At 66.2% G+C, this 22,305-nt stretch carries 20 protein-coding genes and 1 pseudogene; 15 read left to right on the top strand and 6 right to left on the bottom strand.

The annotated features are described in order from the left end of the window. A pseudogene (locus tag ACIP0B_RS20040) lies at positions 1 to 542 on the bottom strand (signal recognition particle-docking protein FtsY); the annotation flags it as partial. A gap of 344 nt (positions 543 to 886) precedes the next feature. Between ACIP0B_RS20040 and ACIP0B_RS20035 the strand changes: the two are divergent. From ACIP0B_RS20035 to ACIP0B_RS20015, 5 genes are all read left to right on the top strand, one after another. Next, positions 887 to 2,242, top strand: coding sequence for a M16 family metallopeptidase (locus ACIP0B_RS20035; protein ID WP_400835360.1), 1,356 nt, complete (start codon positions 887 to 889; stop codon positions 2,240 to 2,242). Beyond that, positions 2,235 to 3,722 (top strand): M16 family metallopeptidase, encoded by a 1,488-nt coding sequence (locus tag ACIP0B_RS20030; RefSeq protein WP_400835358.1) that lies wholly within the window; start codon positions 2,235 to 2,237, stop codon positions 3,720 to 3,722. Before ACIP0B_RS20035 ends, ACIP0B_RS20030 begins: the two co-directional genes overlap by 8 nt. Further along, positions 3,722 to 4,330, top strand: coding sequence for a 16S rRNA (guanine(966)-N(2))-methyltransferase RsmD (gene rsmD / locus ACIP0B_RS20025; protein ID WP_400835356.1), 609 nt, complete (start codon positions 3,722 to 3,724; stop codon positions 4,328 to 4,330). Before ACIP0B_RS20030 ends, rsmD begins: the two co-directional genes overlap by 1 nt. 83 nt (positions 4,331 to 4,413) lie before the next feature. Next, positions 4,414 to 5,412 (top strand): hydrolase, encoded by a 999-nt coding sequence (locus ACIP0B_RS20020; RefSeq protein WP_400835354.1) that lies wholly within the window; start codon positions 4,414 to 4,416, stop codon positions 5,410 to 5,412. Between the two features lie 4 nt (positions 5,413 to 5,416). Beyond that, positions 5,417 to 6,253, top strand: a complete 837-nt coding sequence (locus ACIP0B_RS20015; RefSeq protein ID WP_400835352.1) for an AraC family ligand binding domain-containing protein — start codon at positions 5,417 to 5,419, stop codon at positions 6,251 to 6,253. Positions 6,254 to 6,494: 241 nt separating this feature from the next. On the opposite strand, the gene ACIP0B_RS20010 is transcribed toward ACIP0B_RS20015, so the two are convergent. Continuing rightward, positions 6,495 to 7,349, bottom strand: a complete 855-nt coding sequence (locus ACIP0B_RS20010; protein WP_400835350.1) for a sulfurtransferase — start codon at positions 7,347 to 7,349, stop codon at positions 6,495 to 6,497. Between the two features lie 31 nt (positions 7,350 to 7,380). Further along, positions 7,381 to 8,052, bottom strand: coding sequence for a TetR/AcrR family transcriptional regulator (locus tag ACIP0B_RS20005; RefSeq protein WP_400835348.1), 672 nt, complete (start codon positions 8,050 to 8,052; stop codon positions 7,381 to 7,383). 146 nt (positions 8,053 to 8,198) lie between these two features. On the opposite strand from ACIP0B_RS20005, the gene ACIP0B_RS20000 reads away from it, so the two are divergent. The 5 genes from ACIP0B_RS20000 (at position 8,199) to ACIP0B_RS19980 (ending at position 12,805) form a co-directional block, all read left to right on the top strand. After that, on the top strand, positions 8,199 to 9,629 hold the full coding sequence (locus tag ACIP0B_RS20000) for a coniferyl aldehyde dehydrogenase (protein WP_400835346.1): 1,431 nt from the start codon (positions 8,199 to 8,201) through the stop codon (positions 9,627 to 9,629). A 28-nt stretch (positions 9,630 to 9,657) separates the two neighbouring features. After that, positions 9,658 to 10,203: a twin-arginine translocation pathway signal protein gene (locus tag ACIP0B_RS19995; RefSeq protein ID WP_400835344.1), complete on the top strand. Its 546-nt coding sequence runs from the start codon at positions 9,658 to 9,660 to the stop codon at positions 10,201 to 10,203. A gap of 58 nt (positions 10,204 to 10,261) precedes the next feature. Beyond that, on the top strand, positions 10,262 to 11,857 hold the full coding sequence (locus tag ACIP0B_RS19990; protein WP_400835342.1) for a GMC family oxidoreductase N-terminal domain-containing protein: 1,596 nt from the start codon (positions 10,262 to 10,264) through the stop codon (positions 11,855 to 11,857). Between the two features lie 115 nt (positions 11,858 to 11,972). Further along, on the top strand, positions 11,973 to 12,452 hold the full coding sequence (coaD, locus tag ACIP0B_RS19985) for a pantetheine-phosphate adenylyltransferase (RefSeq protein ID WP_400835340.1): 480 nt from the start codon (positions 11,973 to 11,975) through the stop codon (positions 12,450 to 12,452). Positions 12,453 to 12,553: 101 nt separating this feature from the next. Next, complete coding sequence (locus ACIP0B_RS19980) at positions 12,554 to 12,805, top strand: YfhL family 4Fe-4S dicluster ferredoxin (RefSeq protein WP_009683359.1); 252 nt, start codon at positions 12,554 to 12,556, stop codon at positions 12,803 to 12,805. 121 nt (positions 12,806 to 12,926) lie between these two features. Here the strand turns inward: ACIP0B_RS19980 and ACIP0B_RS19975 are convergent, their stop codons facing one another. From ACIP0B_RS19975 to ACIP0B_RS19965, 3 genes are all read right to left on the bottom strand, one after another. Next, positions 12,927 to 13,250 carry a multidrug transporter gene (locus ACIP0B_RS19975; RefSeq protein WP_400835338.1) on the bottom strand — a complete coding sequence of 108 codons (324 nt, stop codon included), beginning with the start codon at positions 13,248 to 13,250 and terminating at the stop codon, positions 12,927 to 12,929. Between the two features lie 70 nt (positions 13,251 to 13,320). After that, positions 13,321 to 14,133: a bifunctional DNA-formamidopyrimidine glycosylase/DNA-(apurinic or apyrimidinic site) lyase gene (gene mutM, locus ACIP0B_RS19970; RefSeq protein WP_400835336.1), complete on the bottom strand. Its 813-nt coding sequence runs from the start codon at positions 14,131 to 14,133 to the stop codon at positions 13,321 to 13,323. A 12-nt stretch (positions 14,134 to 14,145) separates the two neighbouring features. Beyond that, positions 14,146 to 14,958, bottom strand: a complete 813-nt coding sequence (locus tag ACIP0B_RS19965; protein WP_400835376.1) for an HDOD domain-containing protein — start codon at positions 14,956 to 14,958, stop codon at positions 14,146 to 14,148. 282 nt (positions 14,959 to 15,240) lie between these two features. Here ACIP0B_RS19965 and ACIP0B_RS19960 point away from each other — a divergent pair, with 282 nt between their 5' ends. The 5 genes from ACIP0B_RS19960 to ilvD all read left to right on the top strand — a co-directional run bounded on the left by ACIP0B_RS19960 (position 15,241) and on the right by ilvD (position 22,248). Then, the gene (locus ACIP0B_RS19960) at positions 15,241 to 16,437 is read left to right on the top strand and encodes a class I SAM-dependent rRNA methyltransferase (RefSeq protein WP_400835334.1); all 1,197 of its coding nucleotides are present in this window, start codon (positions 15,241 to 15,243) and stop codon (positions 16,435 to 16,437) included. 441 nt (positions 16,438 to 16,878) lie between these two features. Continuing rightward, positions 16,879 to 17,952, top strand: a complete 1,074-nt coding sequence (locus tag ACIP0B_RS19955) for a SagB family peptide dehydrogenase (RefSeq protein WP_400835332.1) — start codon at positions 16,879 to 16,881, stop codon at positions 17,950 to 17,952. Next, positions 17,949 to 18,926, top strand: coding sequence for a diiron oxygenase (locus ACIP0B_RS19950; protein WP_400835330.1), 978 nt, complete (start codon positions 17,949 to 17,951; stop codon positions 18,924 to 18,926). Before ACIP0B_RS19955 ends, ACIP0B_RS19950 begins: the two co-directional genes overlap by 4 nt. After that, a complete protein-coding gene (locus tag ACIP0B_RS19945) occupies positions 18,919 to 20,151 on the top strand; it encodes an MFS transporter (protein WP_400835328.1) in 1,233 nt (410 codons plus the stop codon). The genes ACIP0B_RS19950 and ACIP0B_RS19945 overlap by 8 nt, the downstream gene beginning before the upstream one ends. Before the next feature lie 255 nt (positions 20,152 to 20,406). Then, positions 20,407 to 22,248, top strand: a complete 1,842-nt coding sequence (gene ilvD, locus ACIP0B_RS19940; RefSeq protein WP_400835326.1) for a dihydroxy-acid dehydratase — start codon at positions 20,407 to 20,409, stop codon at positions 22,246 to 22,248. Positions 22,249 to 22,305 lie beyond the last annotated feature (57 nt).

The following is a 22,305-nucleotide window of genomic DNA, read 5'->3' as shown; positions in this document are numbered from 1 at the left end:
GGTGCAGGTGCAGGTGCAGGTGCAGGTGCAGGTGCAGGTGCAGGTGCAGGTGCAGGTGCAGGCTCGGGCGTTTCGACGACCGGTGCAACCGGCGCGGCCACGGGAAGGATCACGGGAGCAGCCGGCTCAGGAGCGACCGGTACAGCTGGAGCGGCCGGTTCCGCCACCGGAGCCGCAACCGGCTGCGGGACGAAGGCGACAGGCGCCGCAGGAATCGGCGGCGTCACGTGGGCCACGGTCTCTTCGACCAGCGCCACCGGCTCTTCCGCCACGGGCAGGGTCAGCCAGGGCTCTTTGGCCGGGGTCGACGGCAGTTCAGGGGCAGCGACAGGCTCAGGCGCGGCCTGAACCGCCGGCTGCGGCACCGGTTCGGCGACCGGCGGGACAACCGGCGTCTCCTGCGCAACAGGTGCAGGCGCCGGGGCCGGCTCAGGCGCGGCCACCGGCTGTTCGGCCGCTGGCTTCTTGCGCAGCCATCCGAACAGGCTTTTCTTCTCGCCAGCCGCGGCTGGGTTCTTCTTGTCGTCGTTGGAACCAAACATGGAGGACGGCTATCTCACGGTAGCGACGCGCCATCAGGCGCCCCGGCAATTGAATATTCGATGCAGAACAGACTGTGTTTGATCCAGCTTGTTCACGCGCAACCTGTGATCGAGGCGCCGGCGGCACCTCAAAGGAATCGTTTTAATGAAGGACTAAACCGGCAAAATCGGCGAAAAGGCAGAGTTTAGCTGACAAAACCGAGCCTTTTGCCGCGAACCCATACAACCTGACCAAGCCTGTGGACCTGATAGGCGTGGCCGCCAGTAAAACGGATCAGTATCCTAGCACCTCCTCGCCCGCCTAGGCTAAGGCCAAGCGGGCAGCACAACAGGTTTGAAAATCAATGAACGCTCTCGCCCGCCGCGCCGCCGGCCTGCTGCTCGGCACCCTCTGCCTGCCCTTGTCGGCCCTGGCGGCCGACCCGCAACCGACCCATGAATTCACCCTCGACAACGGCCTGAAGGTCGTCGTGCGCGAAGACCACCGCGCGCCCGTGGTGGTGTCGCAGGTCTGGTACAAGGTCGGCTCCAGCTACGAGACCCCGGGCCAGACCGGCCTGTCCCATGCCCTCGAGCACATGATGTTCAAGGGCAGCGAGAAGGTCGGCCCCGGCGAGGCCTCGCTGATCCTGCGCGACCTGGGCGCCGAAGAGAACGCCTTCACCAGCGACGACTTCACCGCGTATTACCAGGTGCTGGCCCGCGACCGCCTGGGCGTGGCCTTCGAGCTGGAGGCCGACCGCATGGCCAGCCTGCGCCTGCCGCCGGAGGAGTTCGCCAAGGAGATCGAGGTCATCAAGGAGGAGCGCCGCCTGCGCACCGACGACAAGCCGATGTCCAAGGCCTTCGAACGCTTCAAGGCCATGGCCTACCCGGCCAGCGGCTACCACACGCCGACCATCGGCTGGATGGCCGACCTCGACCGGATGAAGGTCGAGGAGCTGCGCCACTGGTACGAGTCCTGGTACGTGCCGAACAACGCCACGCTGGTGGTGGTCGGCGACGTCATCCCGGACGAGGTGAAGACCCTCGCCCAGCGCTACTTCGGGTCGATCCCCAAGCGTGACGTGCCGCCGGCGAAGAAGCCGCTGGAGCTGGCCGAGCCCGGCGAGCGCCAGATCACCCTGCATGTGCAGACGCAACTGCCCAGCCTGATGCTCGCCTTCAACGTGCCGAGCCTGTCCACCGCCGACGACAAGCGCTCGGTCAACGCCCTGCGCCTGATCTCGGCCCTGCTCGACGGCGGCTACAGCGGGCGTATCCCGACCCAGCTGGAGCGCGGCGAGGAACTGGTGTCCGGCGGCGCGTCGAGCTACGACGCCTACACCCGCGGCGACAGCCTGTTCACCCTGTCCGCCACACCGAACACCCAGAAGAAAAAGACCATGGCCCAGGCCGAGGCCGGCCTGTGGAAACTGCTAGAGCAGTTGAAGACCACCGCACCATCCGCCGAAGAGCTGGAGCGGGTGCGCGCCCAGGTGATCGCCGGCCTGGTGTTCGAGCGCGACTCGATCACCAGCCAGGCCAGCGCCATCGGCCAACTGGAGACCGTCGGCCTGTCGTGGAAACTGATGGACACCGAACTGGCCGACCTGGAAAGCGTGACCCCGCAAGACATCCAGAACGCCGCCAAACTGTATTTCACCCGCGAACGTCTCAGCGTCGCCCATGTCCTGCCACTGGAGACGACTCATGAGTGAGCGCAAAACCCCACGCCTGATGCTCGGCCTGCTCGCCGCGGCGCTGATCGGCGCCGGCGCGCTGTACTTCGCCCCCGGCGACAAGACCGGCGCCAGCGAAGCGCTGGACAACGCCAAGTCCAGCCGGAAACTCCAGTCGCTGGCCGAACTGGACGGCAAGGCCCCGGCCAGCCGCAAGCTCGACGTGCAGACCTGGCACACCGCCGAAGGCGCCCGGGTGCTGTTCGTCGAGGCCCGCGAGCTGCCGATGTTCGACATGCGCCTGATCTTCTCCGCCGGCAGCAGCCAGGACGGCAATGCGCCGGGCCTGGCCGTGCTGACCAACGCCATGCTCAACGAAGGCGTGGCCGGCAAGGACGTCAGCGCCATCGCCCAGGGCTTTGAAGGCCTGGGCGCGGACTTCGGCAACGGCGCCTACAAGGACATGGCCATCGCCTCGCTGCGCAGCCTGAGCGCGGCGGACAAGCGCGAGCCGGCGCTCAAGCTGTTCTGCGAGGTGGTGGGCAAGCCGACCTTCCCCGCCGACTCCTTCGCCCGCATCAAGAACCAGATGCTCGCCGGTTTCGAATACCAGAAGCAAAGCCCCGGCAAGCTCGCCAGCCTGGAACTGATGAAACGCCTGTACGGCGACCATCCGTATGCCCACGCCAGCGACGGCGATGCCCAGAGCGTGCCGAAGGTCACCCTGGCGCAGCTGCGCGAGTTCCACGCCAAGGCCTACGCCGCCGGCAACGCGGTGATCGCCCTGGTGGGTGACCTGTCGCGCAGCGAGGCCGAGGCCATCGCCAATCAGGTGTCCGCCGCCCTGCCCAAGGGCCCGGCGCTGGCGAAGATCGCCCCGCCGCAGGAGCCCAAGGCCAGCGTCGGCCACATCGAGTTCCCGTCCAAGCAGACCAACCTGATGCTCGCGCAACTGGGCATCGACCGTGACGACCCGGACTACGCGGCGCTGTCGATGGGCAACCAGATCCTGGGCGGCGGCGGTTTCGGCACCCGGCTCATGAGCGAAGTGCGCGAGAAGCGCGGCCTGACCTACGGCGTGTACTCGGCGTTCAGCCCGATGCAGGCCCGGGGCCCGTTCATGATCAACCTGCAGACCCGCGCGGAAATGAGCGAGGGCACCCTGAAACTGGTGCAGGACGTGCTGGCCGACTACCTCAAAAGCGGCCCGACCCAGAAAGAGCTCGACGACGCCAAGCGCGAACTGGCCGGCAGCTTCCCGCTGTCCACCGCCAGCAACGCCGACATCGTCGGCCAGCTCGGCGCGATGGGCTTCTACAACCTGCCCCTGAGCTACCTGGACGACTTCATGCGCCAGTCCCAGAGCCTGACCGTCGAGCAGGTCCGAGAGGCCATGAACAGACACCTGAGCACGGACAAGCTGGTCATCGTCAGCGCTGGCCCGACCGTGCCGCAAAAGCCGTTACCGGCCCCATCTGACAAACCCGCCGAGCAGCCGCTCGGGGTTCCGGAGCATTAATGGCCCAGCAGAAGAAATCCCCCCAGCGCCAACACAACGGCGTGAACCAGCTGCGCATCATCGGCGGCGAATGGCGCAGCCGCAAACTGAGCTTCCCCGACGTCGAGGGCCTGCGCCCGACGCCGGACCGGGTGCGCGAGACCCTGTTCAACTGGCTCATGCCGTACGTGCCGGGGGCCAAGGTGCTCGACCCGTTCGCCGGCAGCGGCGCGCTGTTCCTTGAGGCGCTGTCCCGTGGCGCGGCCATGGGCCAGGCGCTGGACGCCAGCCATGTCGCCGTGTCCAGCCTCAAGGAGCACCTGGGCACCCTGCGCTGCACCACCGGCCAGGTGCAGACCGCCGACGCGCTGCGTTACCTGGAGACCCAGCCGGCCCGCGCGTTCGACCTGGTGTTCCTCGACCCGCCGTTCAACCAGAACCTGCTGCCGGCGGTGTGCGCCCTGCTGGAGGAACGGCAGTGGCTGGCCGCCGATGCGTGGATCTACACTGAAAGCGAGAGCGCACCGTCGACCCTCGGCCTGCCGGGCAACTGGCGCCTGCACCGCGAACAGAAATCCGGGCAGGTGCATTACGCGCTGTGGCAACGCCTGGCCGCGACCGCCGGTTGACGAAGCGCTGAACCACCTGTGGCGAGGGAGCCTGCTCCCACGCCACAGCAGGATTTGATCGCCACGCCGCATCGAGAACCATCGTGTCCGCCTCACCTGAACCGTTCACCCCCGCCTTCGGCCTCGGCAATCCGCACCTGCAGACCCTGTGGGGGCCGCTGTGGCGCAAGACCGTGCACCTCGACCGCCAGCGCGAACGGCTGTGGCTCGACGACGGCGACTTCCTCGACCTCGACTGGCACGGCCCCCACAGCGCCGAGGCGCCGCTGGTGCTGGTGCTGCACGGGCTGACCGGCTCGTCCAACTCGCCGTATGTCGCCGGGATCCAGGCGGCCCTCGCCGCGCAGGGCTGGGCCAGCGTCGCGCTGAACTGGCGCGGCTGCTCGGGCGAACCGAACCTGTTGGCGCGCAGCTACCATTCCGGCGCCAGCGAAGACCTGGCCGAAGCCATCCGCCACCTGAAGGCCAAGCGGCCCTTGGCGCCTTTGTATGCGGTCGGCTATTCCCTGGGCGGCAACGTGCTGCTCAAGCACCTGGGGGAGACCGGCAGCGCCAGCGGCGTGCTCGGGGCGGTGGCGGTGTCGGTGCCGTTCCGCCTCGACCAGTGCGCCGACCGCATCGGCCAGGGTTTCTCCAAGGTCTACCAGGCGCACTTCATGCGCGAGATGGTCGCCTACATCAAGAACAAGCAGCGCCGGTTCCAGCACGACGGCCGCGAAGACGGCCTGGCGACGCTGGCGGCCCTCGGTTCGCTGGAGAACATGCGCACCTTCTGGGACTTCGACGGCCGGGTGACCGCGCCGCTGAACGGCTTCGCCGATGCCCAGGACTACTACCGCCGCGCCTCCAGCCGCTATTTCCTCGGCGAGATCCGCACCCCGACCCTGATCATCCAGGCGGCGGACGACCCGTTCGTGTTCCCCCACAGCCTGCCGCAGGCCGCCGAACTGTCCGCCTCGACCCGTTTCGAACTGCAGGCCCGGGGCGGCCATGTCGGCTTCGTCGACGGCTCGCTGCGCCAGCCCGGCTATTACCTGGAACGGCGCATCCCGCAGTGGCTGACCGCGGCCGGGCGCGGGTGAAGGCGTGAGCGGCCCGGGCGAATCGATCCGTTTCTGGCAGACCGAGCCGCTGGCCGGCGTCGAGCTGCTGTCGGCGCGCTACATCGACCAGCGCTTCGCGCCCCATGTCCACGACGGCTACGTGATCGGCATGATCATGGCCGGCGCCCAGCGCTACCGCTACCGCGGCGCCGAGCACCTGGCGGGCAGCGGCACCCTGGTGCTGATCAACCCGGACGAACTGCACACCGGCCACAAGGGCACCGACGACGGCTGGCTGTACCGGGCGTTCTATCCGGACACCGGCAAGATCCTGTCATTGCTGGAGGAACTCGAGCTGCCGACCGCACCGCTGCCGGCGTTCGGGGCGACGCTGTACCGCGACCCGGATCTGGTCGCCGGCTTTTGCCAGCTGCACCGCCTGCTGGAAAGCCCGGCCACCGCCCTGCAGCAGCAGACGGTGTGGCGCGAAATGATGATGCAGCTGCTGCAGCGGCACGCCGCGGTGCCGGTCGCGGGCCAGCCCGGCAAGGAACACCGGGCGGTGGTGCGCGCCAAGGAGCTGCTGCACGCGCAACTGGCGGCGCCGCCTTCACTGGAGGAACTGGCGGCGGCGGTGAACCTGTCGCCCTTCCACTTCGCCCGGGTGTTCCGCCGCGCCACCGGCATGCCGCCGCACACCTGGCTGATGCAGCAACGGATCGCCCGCGCCCGGGGCTTGCTGCAAGGCGGCTGCCTGCCGGTGGAGGTCGCCACGCAACTGGGCTTTGCCGACCAGAGCCACCTGAGCCGGCAGTTCAAGCAGGTCTATGGCGTGGGGCCGGCGGCGTACCGCAGCGCGCGGCATTCGCTGGCGCGCTGACACACACCTTGTGGGAGTGCCGTTTAAGTCGGTGCAGTGCTGCCTGACCGGACGCCATCGCCAGCAGGCTGGCTCCCACAGGGTTCTGCGGCGAGCAAGGAGCTGCATTCAACCGCAATCCGCTGTGGGAGCCAGCCTGCTGGCTCCAACGGAATTCTGCGACGAGTAAAGATGCTGCATCCGCCGCAACCCACTGTGGGAGCCAGCCTGCTGGCGATGGCGCCAGTCGAGGCGCCGCCGGTCACTCGCCGGTGGCGATGCCCCGGGCCGGGTCGTTGATCCATTCGCTCCAGGAGCCCGCATACAGCTCGGCCAGCGGATAGCCGGCCAGGCACAGGGCGAACAGGTTGTGGCACGCCGTCACCCCGGAACCGCAGTAGGCCACCAGTTCGCCCGGTGAGCGGTCGCCGAGCAGCGCGGCGAAACGCTGCTTGAGCCGGTCGGCCGGCAGGAACCTGCCGTCGCTGCCCAGGTTGTCGGTGAACGCCGCGCATTGCGCGCCGGGGATGTGGCCGGCGACCGGATCGATCGGCTCCACCTCGCCCTTGAAGCGCGGCAGGGCCCGGGCGTCGAGCAGGGTCAGGCCGCTCTGGCCCAGGCGCTGCTGCAGTTGCGCGGCGCTCAGCAGCAAGCGTTTGTCCGGCTGCCCGCTGAAGCTGCCGCGGACCGTCGACGGCGCATCCAGGCTCAGCGGCAACCCGGCGGCGTGCCAGGCCTTGAGCCCGCCGTCGAGGATGAACACGCCGTCGCGCTTGCCCAGCCACGCCAGCAGCCACCAGGCCCTTGCCGCATAGGCGCCGGGGCCGTCGTCGTAGAGCACGACGTCACTGCCGGCATCGATGCCGAACGCTTGCAGGCGCTCGACCAGCGCCGCCGGCTCCGGCAGCGGATGGCGGCCGGTCACGCCCTTGACCACCGGGCCGCTGAGATCGCGCTCAAGGTCGGCGAAATGCGCCCCGGCGATGTGCCCCTCGGCGTAGCTGCGCTGGCCGTAGTCCGGATCCTCCAGGGCAAAGCGGCAATCGAGGATCACCAGTCCTGGCTGTTCCTTGCGGGCATCCAGCGCCTGGGGGCTGATCAGTTGCGCAATCGGCATAGCGGATGACTCCTTGTACAGAAAGAAGGGTTTAAGGCGTTTCTTCGAGGGCCTGGGCCAGCGGCACGTAGAACTCGTCGAACAGGGCGTTGACTTCGTCGCGCGCCTGCTCGGTGACGAACCCCGCCTCCAGCACCAGCACCTGGTACACGCCGCGTTTGACCGCCTGCTCGCTCAGGTGCTTGGAATTCTCGCGGGTGGTGCACAGGAACCGCACCCAGGAGGTGAGGATGATCCAGGCGTTGAGGGTCAGGGATTCGATCTGCACCCGGTCCATCTTCAGGATCCCGGCGGCGACGAACCCCTCGTAGATGGCCGTGCCCTGGATCACGCAGCGCTGGGAAAAGCGCCGGTAGCGCGCGGCCAGATCCGGGTCGCTGTCGAGCAGGTGCTCCAGGTCGCGGTGCAGGAACCGGTAGCGCCACATCGCCGACAGCAGTTCCTTGAGGTAGTAGCGCTTGTCCTCGACCGTGGCCGGACGCCCTTGAGGCGGGCGCAGGAAGCTGTCCACCAGGGTCTCGTACTCACTGAACAGCACGGCGATGATCGCCTGCTTGTTGGGGAAGTGGTAGTACAGGTTGCCCGGAGAAATCTCCATGTGGGCGGCGATGTGGTTGGTGCTGATGCTGCGCTCGCGCTGCTGATTGAACAGCTCGAGGCTGTTCTGCACGATGCGCTCGCTGGTTTTGATCCGTGGGGCCATGGCTTGAGCTTTAATTCAGAGTGCGTTGAGGGGCATCTTACGACCTATCCGGAACGGGATAAAACCTTGCCGCGCCAGGAAGTGAATTGACTTTCTAGAGCATAGACTCTAAAAAGTTCCTCACGACAACAAAACCGGAGCTGACAATGACTGCCGATATCGCCTACCTGCAATCGCTGCAACAGCCGCTGGAAGAGCTCAACCGGCTGTTCGACGCGCAACGGGCCGCCTACGCCGCCAACCCGATGCCTCCCGCCGCCCAGCGCCAGCAATGGCTCAAGGCCCTGCGCGACCTGCTCAGCGATGAACGGCAGGCGCTGGTCGACGCGATCAGCTCCGATTTCAGCCACCGCAGCGCCGACGAAACCCTGATCGCCGAACTGATGCCCAGCCTGCACGGCATCCACTACGCCAGCCGTCACCTCAAGGGCTGGATGAAGCCGTCGCGGCGCAAGGTCGGCCTCGCCTTCCAGCCGGCCTCGGCCAAGGTCGTGTACCAGCCGCTGGGCGTGGTCGGCGTGATCGTGCCGTGGAACTACCCTTTGTTTCTGGCCATCGGCCCGCTGACCGGTGCGCTCGCGGCGGGCAACCGGGTGATGCTCAAGCTCAGCGAATCGACCCCGGCCACCGGCCTGCTGCTCAAGGCCCTGCTGGCACGGATCTTCCCCGAAGACCTGGTGTGCGTGGTGCTCGGCGAGTCGGACGTCGGCGTGGCCTTCTCGAAACTGCGTTTCGACCACCTGCTGTTCACCGGCGCCACCAGCATCGGCAAGCACGTGATGCGCGCGGCGGCGGAAAACCTCACGCCGGTGACCCTGGAGCTGGGCGGCAAGTCGCCGGCCATCGTGTCCCGGGACGTGCCGCTCAAGGACGCCGCCGAACGCATCGCCTTCGGCAAGATGATCAACGCCGGCCAGACCTGCGTCGCCCCGGACTACGTGCTGGTGCCGGAAGACCGGGTCGGCGCCTTCGTCGAGGCCTATCGCCAGGTCGCGCACCGGTTCTACCCGACCCTGGCCGACAACCCGGACTACACCGCGATCATCAACGAACGCCAATTGGCGCGGCTCAACAGTTACCTCAGCGACGCCACCGGCAAGGGTGCGCTGCTGATCCCGCTGTTCGAGCAGGGCCAGGGCCGGCGCATGCCCCACAGCCTGCTACTGAACGTCAGCGACGACATGACCGTGATGCAGGACGAGATCTTCGGCCCGCTGCTGCCGATCGTGCCGTACCGGGATCTGGATCAGGCATTCTCCTACGTCAATCAGCGGCCACGTCCTCTGGCCCTTTACTACTTCGGCTACGACAAGCGCGAACAGGAGCGCGTGCTGCACGAAACCCATTCCGGCGGCGTCTGCCTCAACGACACGCTGCTGCACGTGGCCCAGGACGACATGCCGTTCGGCGGCATCGGCCCGTCCGGCATGGGCCACTACCACGGGCATGAAGGGTTCCTGACGTTCAGCAAGGCCAAGGGCGTATTGGTCAAGCAGCGCTTCAACGCGGCGAAGCTGATCTACCCGCCCTACGGCACAGCGATCCAGAAACTGATCCAGAAACTGTTCATTCGCTGACCACCGTCACCGCCGGGTAATAACAACAATGCACCCAAGCCTGACCGAAACACCTGCGCTGTCGCGCCGCAGCCTGCTGAAATTCAGCCTGGGCGCCACGGCGTTCCTCGCCACCGCCGGCCTGGGCGCCAGTCTCAGCGGCTGTTCGTCCAGCGTGCCGGCCAGCGGCTATGCCGCGCTGCGCAGCAACGACCTGCCGTTCCTGCGCGCCCTGATTCCGGTGATGCTCGACGGCGCCGTGGCCGCCGACAAAATGGCCGCCGCCGTCGAGGGCACCCTCCAGTCGCTCGACCACGGCCTCGACCACCTCTCGCCGGAAATGCTCAAGCTCAGCCGGCAGCTGTTCGACGTGCTGGGCATGGCCGTGACCCGGGGCCCGCTGACCGGGATCTGGGGCAGCTGGGAAAACGCCGGCCCCGACGCCATCCGCCACTTCCTCGAACGCTGGCGGAACAGCTCGCTGAGCCTGCTGCGCATGGGCCACAGCTCCCTGCTGCAGATGGTGATGATGGCCTGGTACAAGCGCGCCGAGTCCTGGGCCCATTGCGGCTATCCCGGCCCGCCCTCTGTCTGAACCGCGTCGCGGCCGCCGAACCCTGCCCTGCGGCAGTCAACAATAAGAGAGCCTGAACATGCCCGTACCCGACCCGTTCCGCGAAGGCCTCGCCCGCGGCTGGAAGACCCACAACGGCGCGCAGCTGACCGAAGACCTGACCCTGGAAGCCGACGTGGCGATCATCGGCAGCGGCGCCGGCGGCGGCACCACCGCGGAAATTCTCAGCGCCGCCGGCCACAAGGTGCTGCTGATCGAAGAAGGGCCGCTCAAGACCAGCAGCGACTTCAAGCTGCTGGAGGACCAGGCCTACAGCAGTCTCTACCAGGAAGGCATCGGCCGCATGAGCAAGGACGGCGCGATCACCATCCTTCAGGGCCGGGCGGTGGGCGGCACCACGCTGGTCAACTGGACCTCGAGTTTCCGCACCCCGGAGCCGACCCTGGAGCACTGGGCCAGGGAACACAACGTCAAGGGCCACAGCCCCGCCGAAATGGCGCCGTGGTTCGAGAAAATGGAGCAGCGCCTCGGCATCGCCCCGTGGCTGGTGCCGCCCAACGCCAACAACGACGTGATCCGCAAGGGTTGCGAGGCGCTCGGCTACAGCTGGCACGTGATCCCGCGCAACGTGCGCGGCTGCTGGAACCTGGGCTACTGCGGCATGGGCTGCCCGACCAACGCCAAGCAGTCGATGATGGTCACGACCATCCCCGCGTCCCTGGAAAAGGGGGCAGAACTGCTCTATCTGGCCCGGGCGGAAAAGCTGCTGATGAGCGGCGACAAGGTCACCGGCCTGCAATGCGTGGCGATGGACGAACGCTGCGTGGAACCGACCGGGCGCACGGTCACGGTCAAGGCGCGGCACTACGTGCTGGCCGGCGGCGGCATCAACAGCCCGGCGCTGCTGATGCGCTCGCAGGCGCCCGATCCGCACCGGCGCCTGGGCCAGCGCACGTTTTTGCACTTGGTGAACATGTCCGCCGGGCGTTTCGACGAGGTGATCAACCCGTTCTACGGCGCGCCGCAGTCGATCTACTCCGACCATTTCCAGTGGAAGGACGGCACCACCGGGCCGATGGGCTACAAACTCGAAGTGCCGCCGCTGCACCCGGCACTGGCCGCGACGCTGCTCGGCGGCTTCGGCCAGGACAACGCACAGCACATGGCCGACCTGCCGAAGACCCACGCGATGCTGGCCCTGCTGCGCGACGGCTTCCATCCGGACAGCCCCGGCGGCACGGTCGAACTGCGCGGCGACGGCTCGCCGGTGCTCGACTACCCGGTCTCGCCCCACACCTGGGAAGGCCTGCGCCGGGCGTTCCGCAGCATGGCCGAGATCCAGTTCGCCGGCGGCGCCAAGGCCGTGATGCCGATGCACGCCGATGCGCGCTACGTGAACAGCCTGGCCGAGGCCCGCACAATGATCGACGGCCTGGACCTTGCGCTGTACCGCACGCGCCTGGGCAGCGCCCATGTCATGGGCGGCTGCGCGATGGGCGAAGACCCGAAGGTTGCCGTCACCGACAGCCTCGGCCGGCATCACCAACTGCGCAACCTGTCGATCCACGACGGTTCGCTGTTCCCCACCAGCATCGGCGCCAACCCGCAGCTGTCGGTGTACGGCCTGACCGCGCAACTGGCGACGGCCCTGGCCGAACGGCTGAAGAACCCGTGAAAAAGCGCCGTCCCGCCTTCGTCTATAGTGCTTTCTTACCCAACAGGCGACTTGGCCGACCGGGACGGCTGCGATACCATCCGACTCCCCAACGGATTCCCGCCAGGACGACGCGATGAACCGAGTGTTGTACCCAGGAACCTTCGACCCTATCACCAAGGGCCATGGCGACCTGGTCGAACGCGCCTCGCGCCTGTTCGACCATGTGGTCATCGCCGTGGCCGCCAGCCCGAAGAAAAACCCGCTGTTTCCGCTGGAGCAACGGGTCGAGCTGGCCCGCGAGGTCACCAAGCACCTGCCGAACGTGGAAGTGGTCGGTTTCTCGACGCTGCTGGCGCACTTCGCCAAAGAGCAGAACGCCAACGTATTCCTGCGCGGCCTGCGGGCGGTCTCGGACTTCGAGTACGAATTCCAGCTGGCCAACATGAACCGCCAATTGGCCCCTGACGTGGAAAGCCTGTTCCTCACCCCGTCCGAGCGCTATTCGTTCATCTCCTCGACCCTGGTGCGCGAGATCGCGGCCCTGGGCGGCGACATCAGCAAGTTCGTCCACCCGGCCGTGGCCGACGCCCTGACCCTGCGCTTCAAGAAGTGAGACCGTTCAAACGGCGCCCGCGTGCACTGCGGGCGCCAATGCGGCACAATTGCGCGCACTGATAGATAGCGCCCGGGCCTGCCGCCCCGGCTGGAGTTAGCATGTCCCTGATCATCACCGACGATTGCATCAACTGCGACGTCTGCGAGCCCGAGTGCCCGAACGAGGCCATTTCCCAAGGCGAAGAGATCTACGTGATCGACCCGAACCTGTGCACCCAGTGCGTGGGCCACTACGACGAGCCGCAGTGCCAGCAGGTCTGCCCGGTGGACTGCATCCCGCTGGACGAAGCCCATCCGGAAACCGAAGAGCAGCTGATGGCCAAGTACCGCCGGATCACCGGCAAGGCCTGACTCCCCTGAAGCGCGGGCAAGCATCCTGTGGCGAGGGAGCCCGCTCCCGCCGGGGTGCGCAGCGCCCCATAAAGGAATGGCCTGCATCGCAGTCCAGCGGGAGCAAGCTCCCTCGCCACAGTTACTCGCGCTGTTCGAACCCCTCCCCCGTGCACCCGAGGCAGCGCGCAAACGCCGCTTTCGCCGGCGCCACCACCAGCGCCTCCCCGGCATCGCCGATCCCGCCGCCCAACGCGGTGAACGGCAACGACACGACAAACACCCCTGCCCCGATCACGGTCGCCACCGTCAGCAACGGGCGGGCGATCAGCAAATCGCCGATCATGGCGTAGGCCGGCGGGTTCTGGATGGCGTAGCGCGGATCGCCGCTGCCGCCTTCCGTTGCCTGGGCCGGCAGACTGGAACACAGCGACAGTGCGATGAACAGGACGGGAAGGGATTTCATGGCACGATCCTTCGGGCTGAACAGTGAGACACCTCACTATAGACCGTAGGATCCTTTCAGCCGTCTTGCCTCAGGTCTGACAGCGCGGGCACCAGACGCTGGCGCGCTGGCCAAGCTTGATTTCCCGCAGCCCGGTGCCGCACACCTTGCAGTGCTCACCGCCGCGGCCGTAGACGAACAGCTCCTGCTGGAAATACCCTGGCTGGCCGTCGCCGCCGATGAAGTCGCGCAGCGTGGTGCCGCCGCGCTCGATGGCGGCGGCGAGGATGCGTTTGATCTCGACCGCCAGCCTCAGGTAGCGGGCCCGGGAGATGCCGCCGGCCTCGCGGCGCGGATCGATGCCGGCGGCGAACAGCGCTTCGGTCGCGTAAATGTTGCCCACGCCCACCACCACCGCGTTGTCCATGATGAACGGCTTGACCGCCATCGACCGCCCCCGCGACAGCTGGAACAGCCGCTCGCCGTCGAACAGGTCGGTCAAAGGCTCAGGCCCCAGGCGGATCAGCAGCTCGTGGTGCAGCGGATCGGTGCTCCAGAGCATCGCGCCGAACCGGCGCGGATCGGTGTAGCGCAGGGCCAGGCCCGACTCAAGCTCGATGTCGACGTGCTCATGCCGGCCCGCCGGCAACCCGGCCTCCACCAGCCGCAGGTTGCCCGACATGCCCAGGTGGCTGATCAGCGTGCCGACTTCGGCGTTGATCAGCAGGTACTTGGCCCGCCGGTCGACCTGCACGATGCGCTGGCCGGACAGCCGCACATCGAGGTCTTCGGGGATCGGCCAGCGCAGGCGCCGCTCGCGCACGATCACCCGGCTGACCCGCTGGCCCTCCAGGTGCGGGGCGATGCCCCGGCGGGTGGTTTCGACTTCCGGCAGTTCAGGCATGGTGTTCTCGAATCAGTGGGCGCCGAGTTCGCGGATCGTCTGCTTGAGGGTCTCGAAGTCGTACTCCGACAGGCCGACGTAGTCCAGCACCAGAGGACCTACGCAGTTCCACTCATGGTCTTCGGACTGGTTGCCCAGCACCCGGTACGAGGCGCAGATGTGCTCGGCCATCTTGAGGATCGCCAGCAGGTTTTTCATCTGGTTGTTGCGCGAGGACTCGTCGCTGAAGATCGCCAGCGCATTGTGGTGGTTGGCGATGGCGTTGCTGACGTGCTCCGGCAGGCGCCAGGACTTGGCGGTGTAGTAGCCGACCACCGAATGGTTGGTGTTGTAGACGCGGTTCTCGGTGTCCACCACCCGGCATTCGGCGCCGGCGCTGGCGTAGGCCTCTTCGAGCGTCGTCATGTAGTCGGGGAAGCGCTGCAGCATCAGCGGCACGCCGCAGTCGTGGAACAGGCCCAGCGCGTAGGCCTCGTCGCACGCTTCGGTGCCGACGCGCTTGGCCAGGGTCAGGCAGGTCATCGCCACGTCCTGGGCGGTGTCCCAGAAACGGTTGAGGGTGACGATGGTGTCGTCGTTCATCTCGCCCTTGATCGACTGCGCGTTGATCAGGTTGATGATCGAGCGGCTGCCCAGCAGGTTCACCGCGCGCTTGATCGAGGTGATCTTGTTGCTCAGGCCGTAGTACGGCGAATTGACGATCTTCAGCAGCGAGCCGGACATGCCGGGATCCTGGGAGATCAGCTTGGCGATCGTCTCCAGGTCCGGGTCGGGCATGTACTGCTCCATTTGCAGATCCACCATGATCTGCGGCTGCGCGGGCACGCTGATGCCCTGCAGGGACTGTTGAATCTGTTCGGTGGTCAGCTCTTGGGACATAAGTACACACTCTGGGACAGGCGGCGATTCTAACCCCTAAAAACCGACGAACGACACATCGCAGGGCAGATCGGCCAAATCTTTCATTGAAGGCCACCCCGGCGATTGCGCCCGGCGGCGTGCGCAAAATGCGCGGCTGGCCCGCCGCCGGCGGGTGATTCATCGCTCCTGCGGCCCGCGTCGCGCGCAACACGGTATACTCCCGCTCTTTTTTTCCGGAGCGACGTCATGTCCCTGCCTAGCTTGCGCCTCAAAGCCAACGCCGACCGTCGCCTGCGCGCCGGCCACCTGTGGGTCTACAGCAACGAAATCGACGTGGCCGCCACCCCGCTGCACGGCTTCAAGGCCGGCGACCAGGCCCTGCTCGAAGCCGCCGGCGGCAAGGCGCTGGGCATCGTGGCGATGAGCCCGAACAACCTGATCTGCGCCCGCCTGCTGTCCCGCGACGCCAAGCTCGCCCTGGACAAGTCGCTGCTGGTGCACCGCCTGAACGTGGCCCTGTCCCTGCGCGAGCGCCTGTTCGACAAGCCGTTCTACCGCCTGGTCTACGGCGATTCCGACCTGTTGCCGGGCCTGGTAGTCGACCGTTTCGGCGACATCCTCGTGGTGCAGCTCGCCTCGGCCACCATGGAAGCCCACAAGGCCGACGTGATCGCCGCGCTGACCCAGGTGCTCAAGCCGAGCGGCATCCTGTTCAAGAACGACTCGGCCGCCCGCGATGCCGAAGGCCTGGAACGCTATGTCGAAACCGTGTTCGGCGTGGTGCCGGAGTGGGTGCCGCTGGAAGAGAACGGCGTGAAGTTCGAGGCGCCCGTCATCGGCGGCCAGAAGACCGGCTGGTTCTACGACCACCGCATGAACCGCGCGCGCCTGGCGCCGTACGTCAAGGGCAAGCGCGTGCTGGACCTCTACAGCTACATCGGTGGCTGGGGCGTGCAGGCCGGCGCGTTCGGCGCCAGTGAAGTGTTCTGCGTCGATGCCTCGGGCTTCGCCCTCGACGGCGTGGAGCGCAACGCCGCGCTCAACGGCTTCGCCGACAAGATGACCTGCCTCGAAGGCGACGTCTTCGAGGCCCTGAAGGAACTCAAGGCCAGCGAAGAGCGTTTCGACGTCATCGTCGCCGACCCGCCGGCGTTCATCAAACGCAAGAAAGACCTGAAGAACGGCGAAGGCGCCTACCGCCGCCTGAACGAGCAGGCCATGCGCCTGCTGACCAAGGACGGCATCCTCGTCAGCGCGTCGTGCTCGATGCACCTGCCGGAGGACGACCTGCAGAACATCCTGCTGACCAGCGCCCGCCACCTGGACCGCAACATCCAGCTGCTGGAACGCGGCGCCCAGGGCCCGGACCATCCGGTGCACCCGGCCATCCCGGAAACCCGCTACATCAAGAGCATCACCTGCCGCCTGCTGCCCAACAGCTGATACGCGGCCGGTCACGGAAACGGGGAGCCCATGGGCTCCCCGTTTTGCTTTCTGCCTGTTCGAACGTCGCGCGCCTTGAACTTCCTACATTCACATTCCTACAAGTACGCAGGACATTTCAGCCAAAACAATACTTAGCAAGAATCAACTTACAAGTTAAAAACCTTCGAGTATCGCTCTGACAAAAACACTCGAATATTCCTACTGAATATCCGCTTGCCAATAATCCATTACAAACTATTATTGAGTTGTCACCACGAGGTGACTTCAAACTTCAATGAACAAGGAGTTCATACAATGAAAGCAATTACTCTGGAAACCAACAAAATCGCAAACCTGGCTTTTCTGGTCGCACCGAAAGCCCGCTAAGTAAATGAAGACGCCGGAGCGTGCCGGCACTCTGGCGTCTTTAACGGTTTATCGCACAGAGCGAGTTGCCTCATGCACATCAATCCATATGTCTTCATATTGCCGCAGCCACCCGCCCAGATAGTCTGGAACTACAAAGAACATACCCAGCACGAACTGGACATCAACTATTCGACACGCCTTGCGCAACTTATCAACGACCCGAACAGCTTCGACAACAACAACATAATAGACACACAACTTCTGGAAGCGGGAATACTAACCGTTTCAAAAACCGACATCCCTGATTGGGGATGGGATGAACTGTCGAAGATCTATCATGTGGGCACCCAGAACATTCCTTTTGAACAGCCCCCACAGAACATTCACGAATGGTCCAGGCAATACCTGGAACATTGCACCGATGTATTGGCCACGCCGGCACCCGCCGCCAGCCGAACGCATCCGGCCCCCGACGAGCGCATCGCCCTGCCCGAACCTTCCGGGCCGACCGGCGCCGACCTGCGCAAGACACTGCTCGACCGGAAGACCTGCCGCTCCTTCACACGGACACCCGTCTCACTCCCCGACCTGAGCACGCTGCTGTACCTGACACTCGGCCACCTGCACGAGCGCATCCCCGATGACAGCAGCGCCCCGGGCCTGACGGCGCGGCGCAGCAGTCCGTCAGGCGGCGGACTCAACGCCTGCGAGGGTTTTCTGTTTGCGCAGAACGTCTCCGGCCTCAGCCCCGGCGTCTATGCCTATCACCCGGCGGAACACAGCCTGAGCCTCACGAACCCGTTGCCCGATTTCGCGCTGGGCAATCTGCTGTGCGGCCAGCACTTCATCAACAACCTGCCGCTGGGCCTCTTCATCACCTCCCGGTTCGACAAGCTCTGGTGGAAATACCCGCACTCACGGGCCTACCGGATGGCGTTCGTCGAGGCCGGTCATCTCTCCCAGACCTTTCAGCTGGTGGCCACGGCCTTGGGCCTCAACACCTGGCTGACCGGTGCGTTCGCCGATGGCCCGGTCGAAGCCTTGCTCAACCTTGAGGACAGCCCTGAACAGCCGCTGTTCTTCGTCGGCTGCGGCGTCAGCGACGGCCAGGCGATGTGCCAGGAGTTGAGGGATCTGCTGGAACGACAGGCGGTGAGGCCATGAACCCGATGCCCGAAGTCCCGGTCGAGGCTCCGGTCTCCTGGGCCCTGCGCTTCACGCTGGGCGAATGGGACACCCGCGCGTCCGTGCGGGTCAGCCGCCACGACTATCAGCTGCCGACGGACCTCGCCCGGCAGCTGGAGTCCCGCCACTGGTTTCCCCCAGGGTTCCTGCCCTACCTGTCCCACCCGGCCATCGAAGCGGCGGGGCGCGAAGCCATCCACCGACTGACCGCCCATCACCTGGTGCACTTTCTCGACTACACCACCCTGCTCGAACACCGCATCGTCAACCGGGCGGTGGAGACCATTGTCCATGGCGAGATCCTCGCCCACGTGCCGCCCCGCATGAAAACCGCCGCGCTCCAGCTCTACACGGACGAGGGGTATCACGCACTGTTCTCCAACCGCCTGGCGGAACAGATCGCCACGCACCATGGCTTCACCCAGCGCCCGGTCATGCCCCGACGAATCACCCGCCTCAACGCCCTGATCGAGCGCACACCGCCACACAGCCGGCCGCTGGCGTGGTTCCTGCTCGGCTTCGTTTCAGAAACCATCATCGCCCGCGAACTGCTCGACGTCTGTCGCGACCGCCTGGTGTCCTGCGTCAACGACATGCTGCGCGATCACCTGGCCGACGAGGCCCGCCACAGCCGCTATTTCGCCGAGGTGTTCCATTACCTCTGGCTGACCCTGAACAGCCGAAGAAGGACGTTCACGGCCAGAACGTTGGTGGAGGCCATCGGAATCTTCTTCGAGGTCGATGAAGCGTGGCTGCTCCAGAACCTGCGCGAGGCCGGGATCGATGACGGTGCGGCAACGGAGATCGTCGCCGGGACAGCCACCGCGCAGGCCAACCGGGCCCGTGCCCGGTCAGGGGCCGTCGCCACCCTCGATGCGCTGACGAAGGCCGGATTCTTCGCATTGCTCCACAACCGCAAGCTCTTCGCCAAGGCAGGACTGATCGATGAATGAAGGAACTCTGGCGGCGACCGCCCGCCAACGTCTCGGAGCCGTGAGCCTGTTGCTGGCGATGGTGCTGCTCGGCGTGTTTCCGCTGGATGTCCTGCTGCCGTCGTTTCCGGCACTGGCCGAGCACTTCCGGCGCACACCGACGGACATCGCACTCTCGATCAGCGTGTTCGCCGTGGGCATCGCATTTGCCCAACTGCTGATCGGCCCCTTGTCCGACGTGATCGGCCGCAAGGGGCTGCTGCTGGCCGGCATGGCGGTCTCGATCCTCGGAGCCGTCGGCTGCCTGCTGTCCCGGGACTACTCCTGGTTCCTGGCATTCCGGGTGGTGCAGGCGGTGGGCTGCGGCTGCTTTGTCCTGTCCCAGGCGCTGGTCCAGGATCTGTTCGACGGCGAGGAGCGTGACCGGCTGCGGATCCTCATGGTCACCGCCAGCGGCATCTTCATCTCGGTGTCACCGCTGGCCGGCACCCTGCTGCAGGCCACCTTCGGCTGGCGCGCCAGCTTCTGGGCGTTTGCCGCGCTGGCCTCGGCGGTGATGGTCAAGGCCTGGCTGTTCCTGCAAAGGGGCCGCCCCGCCGCCACCGGCAAACCGGCGCACTTTCTGATGGCGTACCGTCGTGTGCTGGTCGACTTCGACTTCATCGGCTACTGGCTGATATCGGCTTTCGCCTTCGCCTGCCACTTCTCGTTCATCGTGATCTCGCCGCTGATCTTCATGGACCGCCTGCAGCTCTCCGCCTACGACTTCTCGCTGATCCTGCTGGCCTATGGCGCCGCCTACCTGGTCGGCGGCATCGTCGCCACCGTGCTGAGCCGGCGGATAACGCCCGCCCGGCAGATCGTCAGCGGACTCGGCCTGATCCTGCTGGCGGGCCTTGCCATGCTCGGCCTGTCCTCGGTCTTTGCGCTGACCCCGACGACCGTATTGGTCCCGATGCTGATCTGCACCGCCGGCACCACCATCGTCCGCCCGGCGGCCACTTCGCGGGCCATGGACCTGTACCCCGAACACGCGGGCACATCGGCATCGGCGGGCAGCGCGCTGGTCTTCATCTGCGGCGGACTGATCAGCGCCCTGATCAGCCTGAGCCCGGCCGACCTGCAATCCACGCTGGGCTACAGCTTCATGTTCCTGGGCGGCGTGGCGCTGGCGTTGAACGCCCGGATCAGTCGGCACGCCACAGACGCCCGTCGCGGCGCCTTCGCGCAACCGGGCAGCGACTGAAACCGCCGGCCGTCATCCCGCAGGCGCCGTCAGGGCCGGAACAGCGTTTTGCGCCATTCCCTCCAGGCGCCAGCGGTGTAGAATCGCGGGATTCATCGCCATTCATCCCCGGCGGGTTTATGAGCTCAGGCTGAGGCAAGCGGCGATCCCGCAAAGTCATCGGCAACATCAGGACACACGGCCATTTTCGGGTGTTCCGGACGTCAACAGAAGCTCACTCCCTTTAGTACCTGATTAGCCGCCCGGAGTGCTCCAATGCCTGATTACCGTTCAAAGACTTCCACCCACGGCCGCAACATGGCCGGCGCCCGCGCGCTGTGGCGCGCCACCGGGATGAAGGATGACGACTTCAAGAAGCCGATCATCGCCGTCGCCAACTCCTTCACCCAATTCGTGCCCGGCCACGTGCACCTCAAGGACCTCGGCCAGCTGGTCGCCCGCGAAATCGAACGGGCCGGCGGCGTCGCCAAGGAGTTCAACACCATCGCCGTGGACGACGGCATCGCCATGGGCCACGACGGCATGCTCTATTCGCTGCCGAGCCGCGAGATCATCGCCGACTCCGTCGAGTACATGGTCAACGCCCACTGCGCCGACGCCATCGTCTGCATCTCCAACTGCGACAAGATCACCCCCGGCATGCTGATGGCCGCCCTGCGCCTGAACATCCCGGTGATCTTCGTCTCCGGCGGCCCGATGGAGGCCGGCAAGACCAAACTGGCCAGCCACGGCCTCGACCTCGTCGACGCCATGGTGATCGCCGCCGACTCCAGCGCCTCTGACGAGAAGGTCGCCGAGTACGAGCGCAGCGCCTGCCCGACCTGCGGTTCGTGCTCCGGCATGTTCACCGCCAACTCGATGAACTGCCTGACCGAGGCCCTGGGCCTGGCGTTGCCGGGCAACGGTTCGACCCTGGCCACCCACAGCGACCGCGAACAGCTGTTCCTCGAGGCCGGCCGCACCATCGTCGAGCTGTGCAAGCGCTACTACGGCGAGAACGACGAGTCGGTGCTGCCGCGCAACATCGCCAACTTCAAGGCGTTCGAGAACGCGATGATGCTCGACATCGCCATGGGCGGTTCGACCAACACCATCCTGCACCTGCTGGCCGCCGCCCAGGAAGCCGAGATCGCCTTCGACCTGCGCGACATCGATCGCCTGTCGCGCAAGGTGCCGCAGCTGTGCAAGGTCGCGCCGAACATCCAGAAGTACCACATGGAAGACGTGCACCGCGCCGGCGGCATCTTCAGCATCCTCGGTTCGCTGGCCCGCGGCGGCCTGCTGCACACCGACCTGCCGACCGTGCACAGCCGCAGCATGGAAGAGGCCATCGCCAAGTGGGACATCACCCAGACGAACGACGAGGCCGTGCACCACTTCTTCAAGGCAGGCCCTGCCGGCATTCCGACCCAGACGGCGTTCAGCCAGTCCACCCGCTGGCCGTCCCTGGACGACGACCGTGAGAACGGCTGCATCCGCAGCGTCGAGCACGCCTACTCGAAAGAGGGCGGCCTGGCCGTGCTGTACGGCAACATCGCCCTGGACGGCTGCGTGGTGAAGACCGCCGGCGTCGACGAGTCGATCCTGGTCTTCGAAGGCAACGCGAAGATCTTCGAAAGCCAGGACAGCGCCGTGCGCGGCATCCTCGCCGACGAAGTGAAGGAAGGCGACATCGTCATCATCCGCTACGAAGGCCCGAAAGGCGGCCCGGGCATGCAGGAAATGCTCTACCCGACCTCCTACCTGAAGTCCAAGGGCCTGGGCAAAGCCTGCGCCCTGCTCACCGACGGCCGCTTCTCCGGCGGCACCTCGGGCCTGTCCATCGGCCACGCTTCGCCGGAAGCGGCGGCGGGCGGCGCGATCGGCCTGGTGCAGGACGGCGACAAAGTGCTGATCGACATCCCGAACCGTTCGATCAACCTGTTGATCAGCGATGAAGAGCTGGCCGCGCGCCGGGTCGAGCAGGACAAGAAAGGCTGGAAACCGGTCGAGCAGCGTCCGCGCAAGGTGACCACTGCCCTGAAGGCCTACGCCCTGCTGGCCACCAGCGCCGACAAGGGCGCGGTGCGCAACAAGGCGATGCTCGACGGGCTGTAAGCGCCGACAAGGGCGCGGTGCGCAACAAGGCGATGCTCGACGGGCTGTAAGCGCCGG

The organism is Pseudomonas sp. NPDC089534 (assembly GCF_044749305.1).
Classification (GTDB): domain Bacteria; phylum Pseudomonadota; class Gammaproteobacteria; order Pseudomonadales; family Pseudomonadaceae; genus Aquipseudomonas; species Aquipseudomonas ekonensis.
This window is presented reverse-complemented; position numbering and strand designations above follow the sequence as displayed.

Excerpts from the sequence above, each read along its gene's own strand:
- ACIP0B_RS20035 (WP_400835360.1), top strand. The coding sequence starts at position 887 with ATGAACGCTCTCGCCCGCCGCGCCGCCGGCCTGCTGCTCGGCACCCTC.
- ACIP0B_RS20030 (WP_400835358.1), top strand. The coding sequence starts at position 2,235 with ATGAGTGAGCGCAAAACCCCACGCCTGATGCTCGGCCTGCTCGCCGCG.
- ACIP0B_RS19950 (WP_400835330.1), top strand. The coding sequence starts at position 17,949 with ATGAACCCGATGCCCGAAGTCCCGGTCGAGGCTCCGGTCTCCTGGGCC.
- ilvD (WP_400835326.1), top strand. The coding sequence starts at position 20,407 with ATGCCTGATTACCGTTCAAAGACTTCCACCCACGGCCGCAACATGGCC.
- ACIP0B_RS19990 (WP_400835342.1), top strand. The coding sequence starts at position 10,262 with ATGCCCGTACCCGACCCGTTCCGCGAAGGCCTCGCCCGCGGCTGGAAG.
- ACIP0B_RS19995 (WP_400835344.1), top strand. The coding sequence starts at position 9,658 with ATGCACCCAAGCCTGACCGAAACACCTGCGCTGTCGCGCCGCAGCCTG.
- ACIP0B_RS20000 (WP_400835346.1), top strand. The coding sequence starts at position 8,199 with ATGACTGCCGATATCGCCTACCTGCAATCGCTGCAACAGCCGCTGGAA.
- ACIP0B_RS20005 (WP_400835348.1), bottom strand. The coding sequence starts at position 8,052 with ATGGCCCCACGGATCAAAACCAGCGAGCGCATCGTGCAGAACAGCCTC.
- ACIP0B_RS19960 (WP_400835334.1), top strand. The coding sequence starts at position 15,241 with ATGTCCCTGCCTAGCTTGCGCCTCAAAGCCAACGCCGACCGTCGCCTG.
- ACIP0B_RS19955 (WP_400835332.1), top strand. The coding sequence starts at position 16,879 with ATGCACATCAATCCATATGTCTTCATATTGCCGCAGCCACCCGCCCAG.
- coaD (WP_400835340.1), top strand. The coding sequence starts at position 11,973 with ATGAACCGAGTGTTGTACCCAGGAACCTTCGACCCTATCACCAAGGGC.
- ACIP0B_RS19945 (WP_400835328.1), top strand. The coding sequence starts at position 18,919 with ATGAATGAAGGAACTCTGGCGGCGACCGCCCGCCAACGTCTCGGAGCC.
- ACIP0B_RS19980 (WP_009683359.1), top strand. The coding sequence starts at position 12,554 with ATGTCCCTGATCATCACCGACGATTGCATCAACTGCGACGTCTGCGAG.
- ACIP0B_RS19975 (WP_400835338.1), bottom strand. The coding sequence starts at position 13,250 with ATGAAATCCCTTCCCGTCCTGTTCATCGCACTGTCGCTGTGTTCCAGT.
- mutM (WP_400835336.1), bottom strand. The coding sequence starts at position 14,133 with ATGCCTGAACTGCCGGAAGTCGAAACCACCCGCCGGGGCATCGCCCCG.
- rsmD (WP_400835356.1), top strand. The coding sequence starts at position 3,722 with ATGGCCCAGCAGAAGAAATCCCCCCAGCGCCAACACAACGGCGTGAAC.
- ACIP0B_RS20010 (WP_400835350.1), bottom strand. The coding sequence starts at position 7,349 with ATGCCGATTGCGCAACTGATCAGCCCCCAGGCGCTGGATGCCCGCAAG.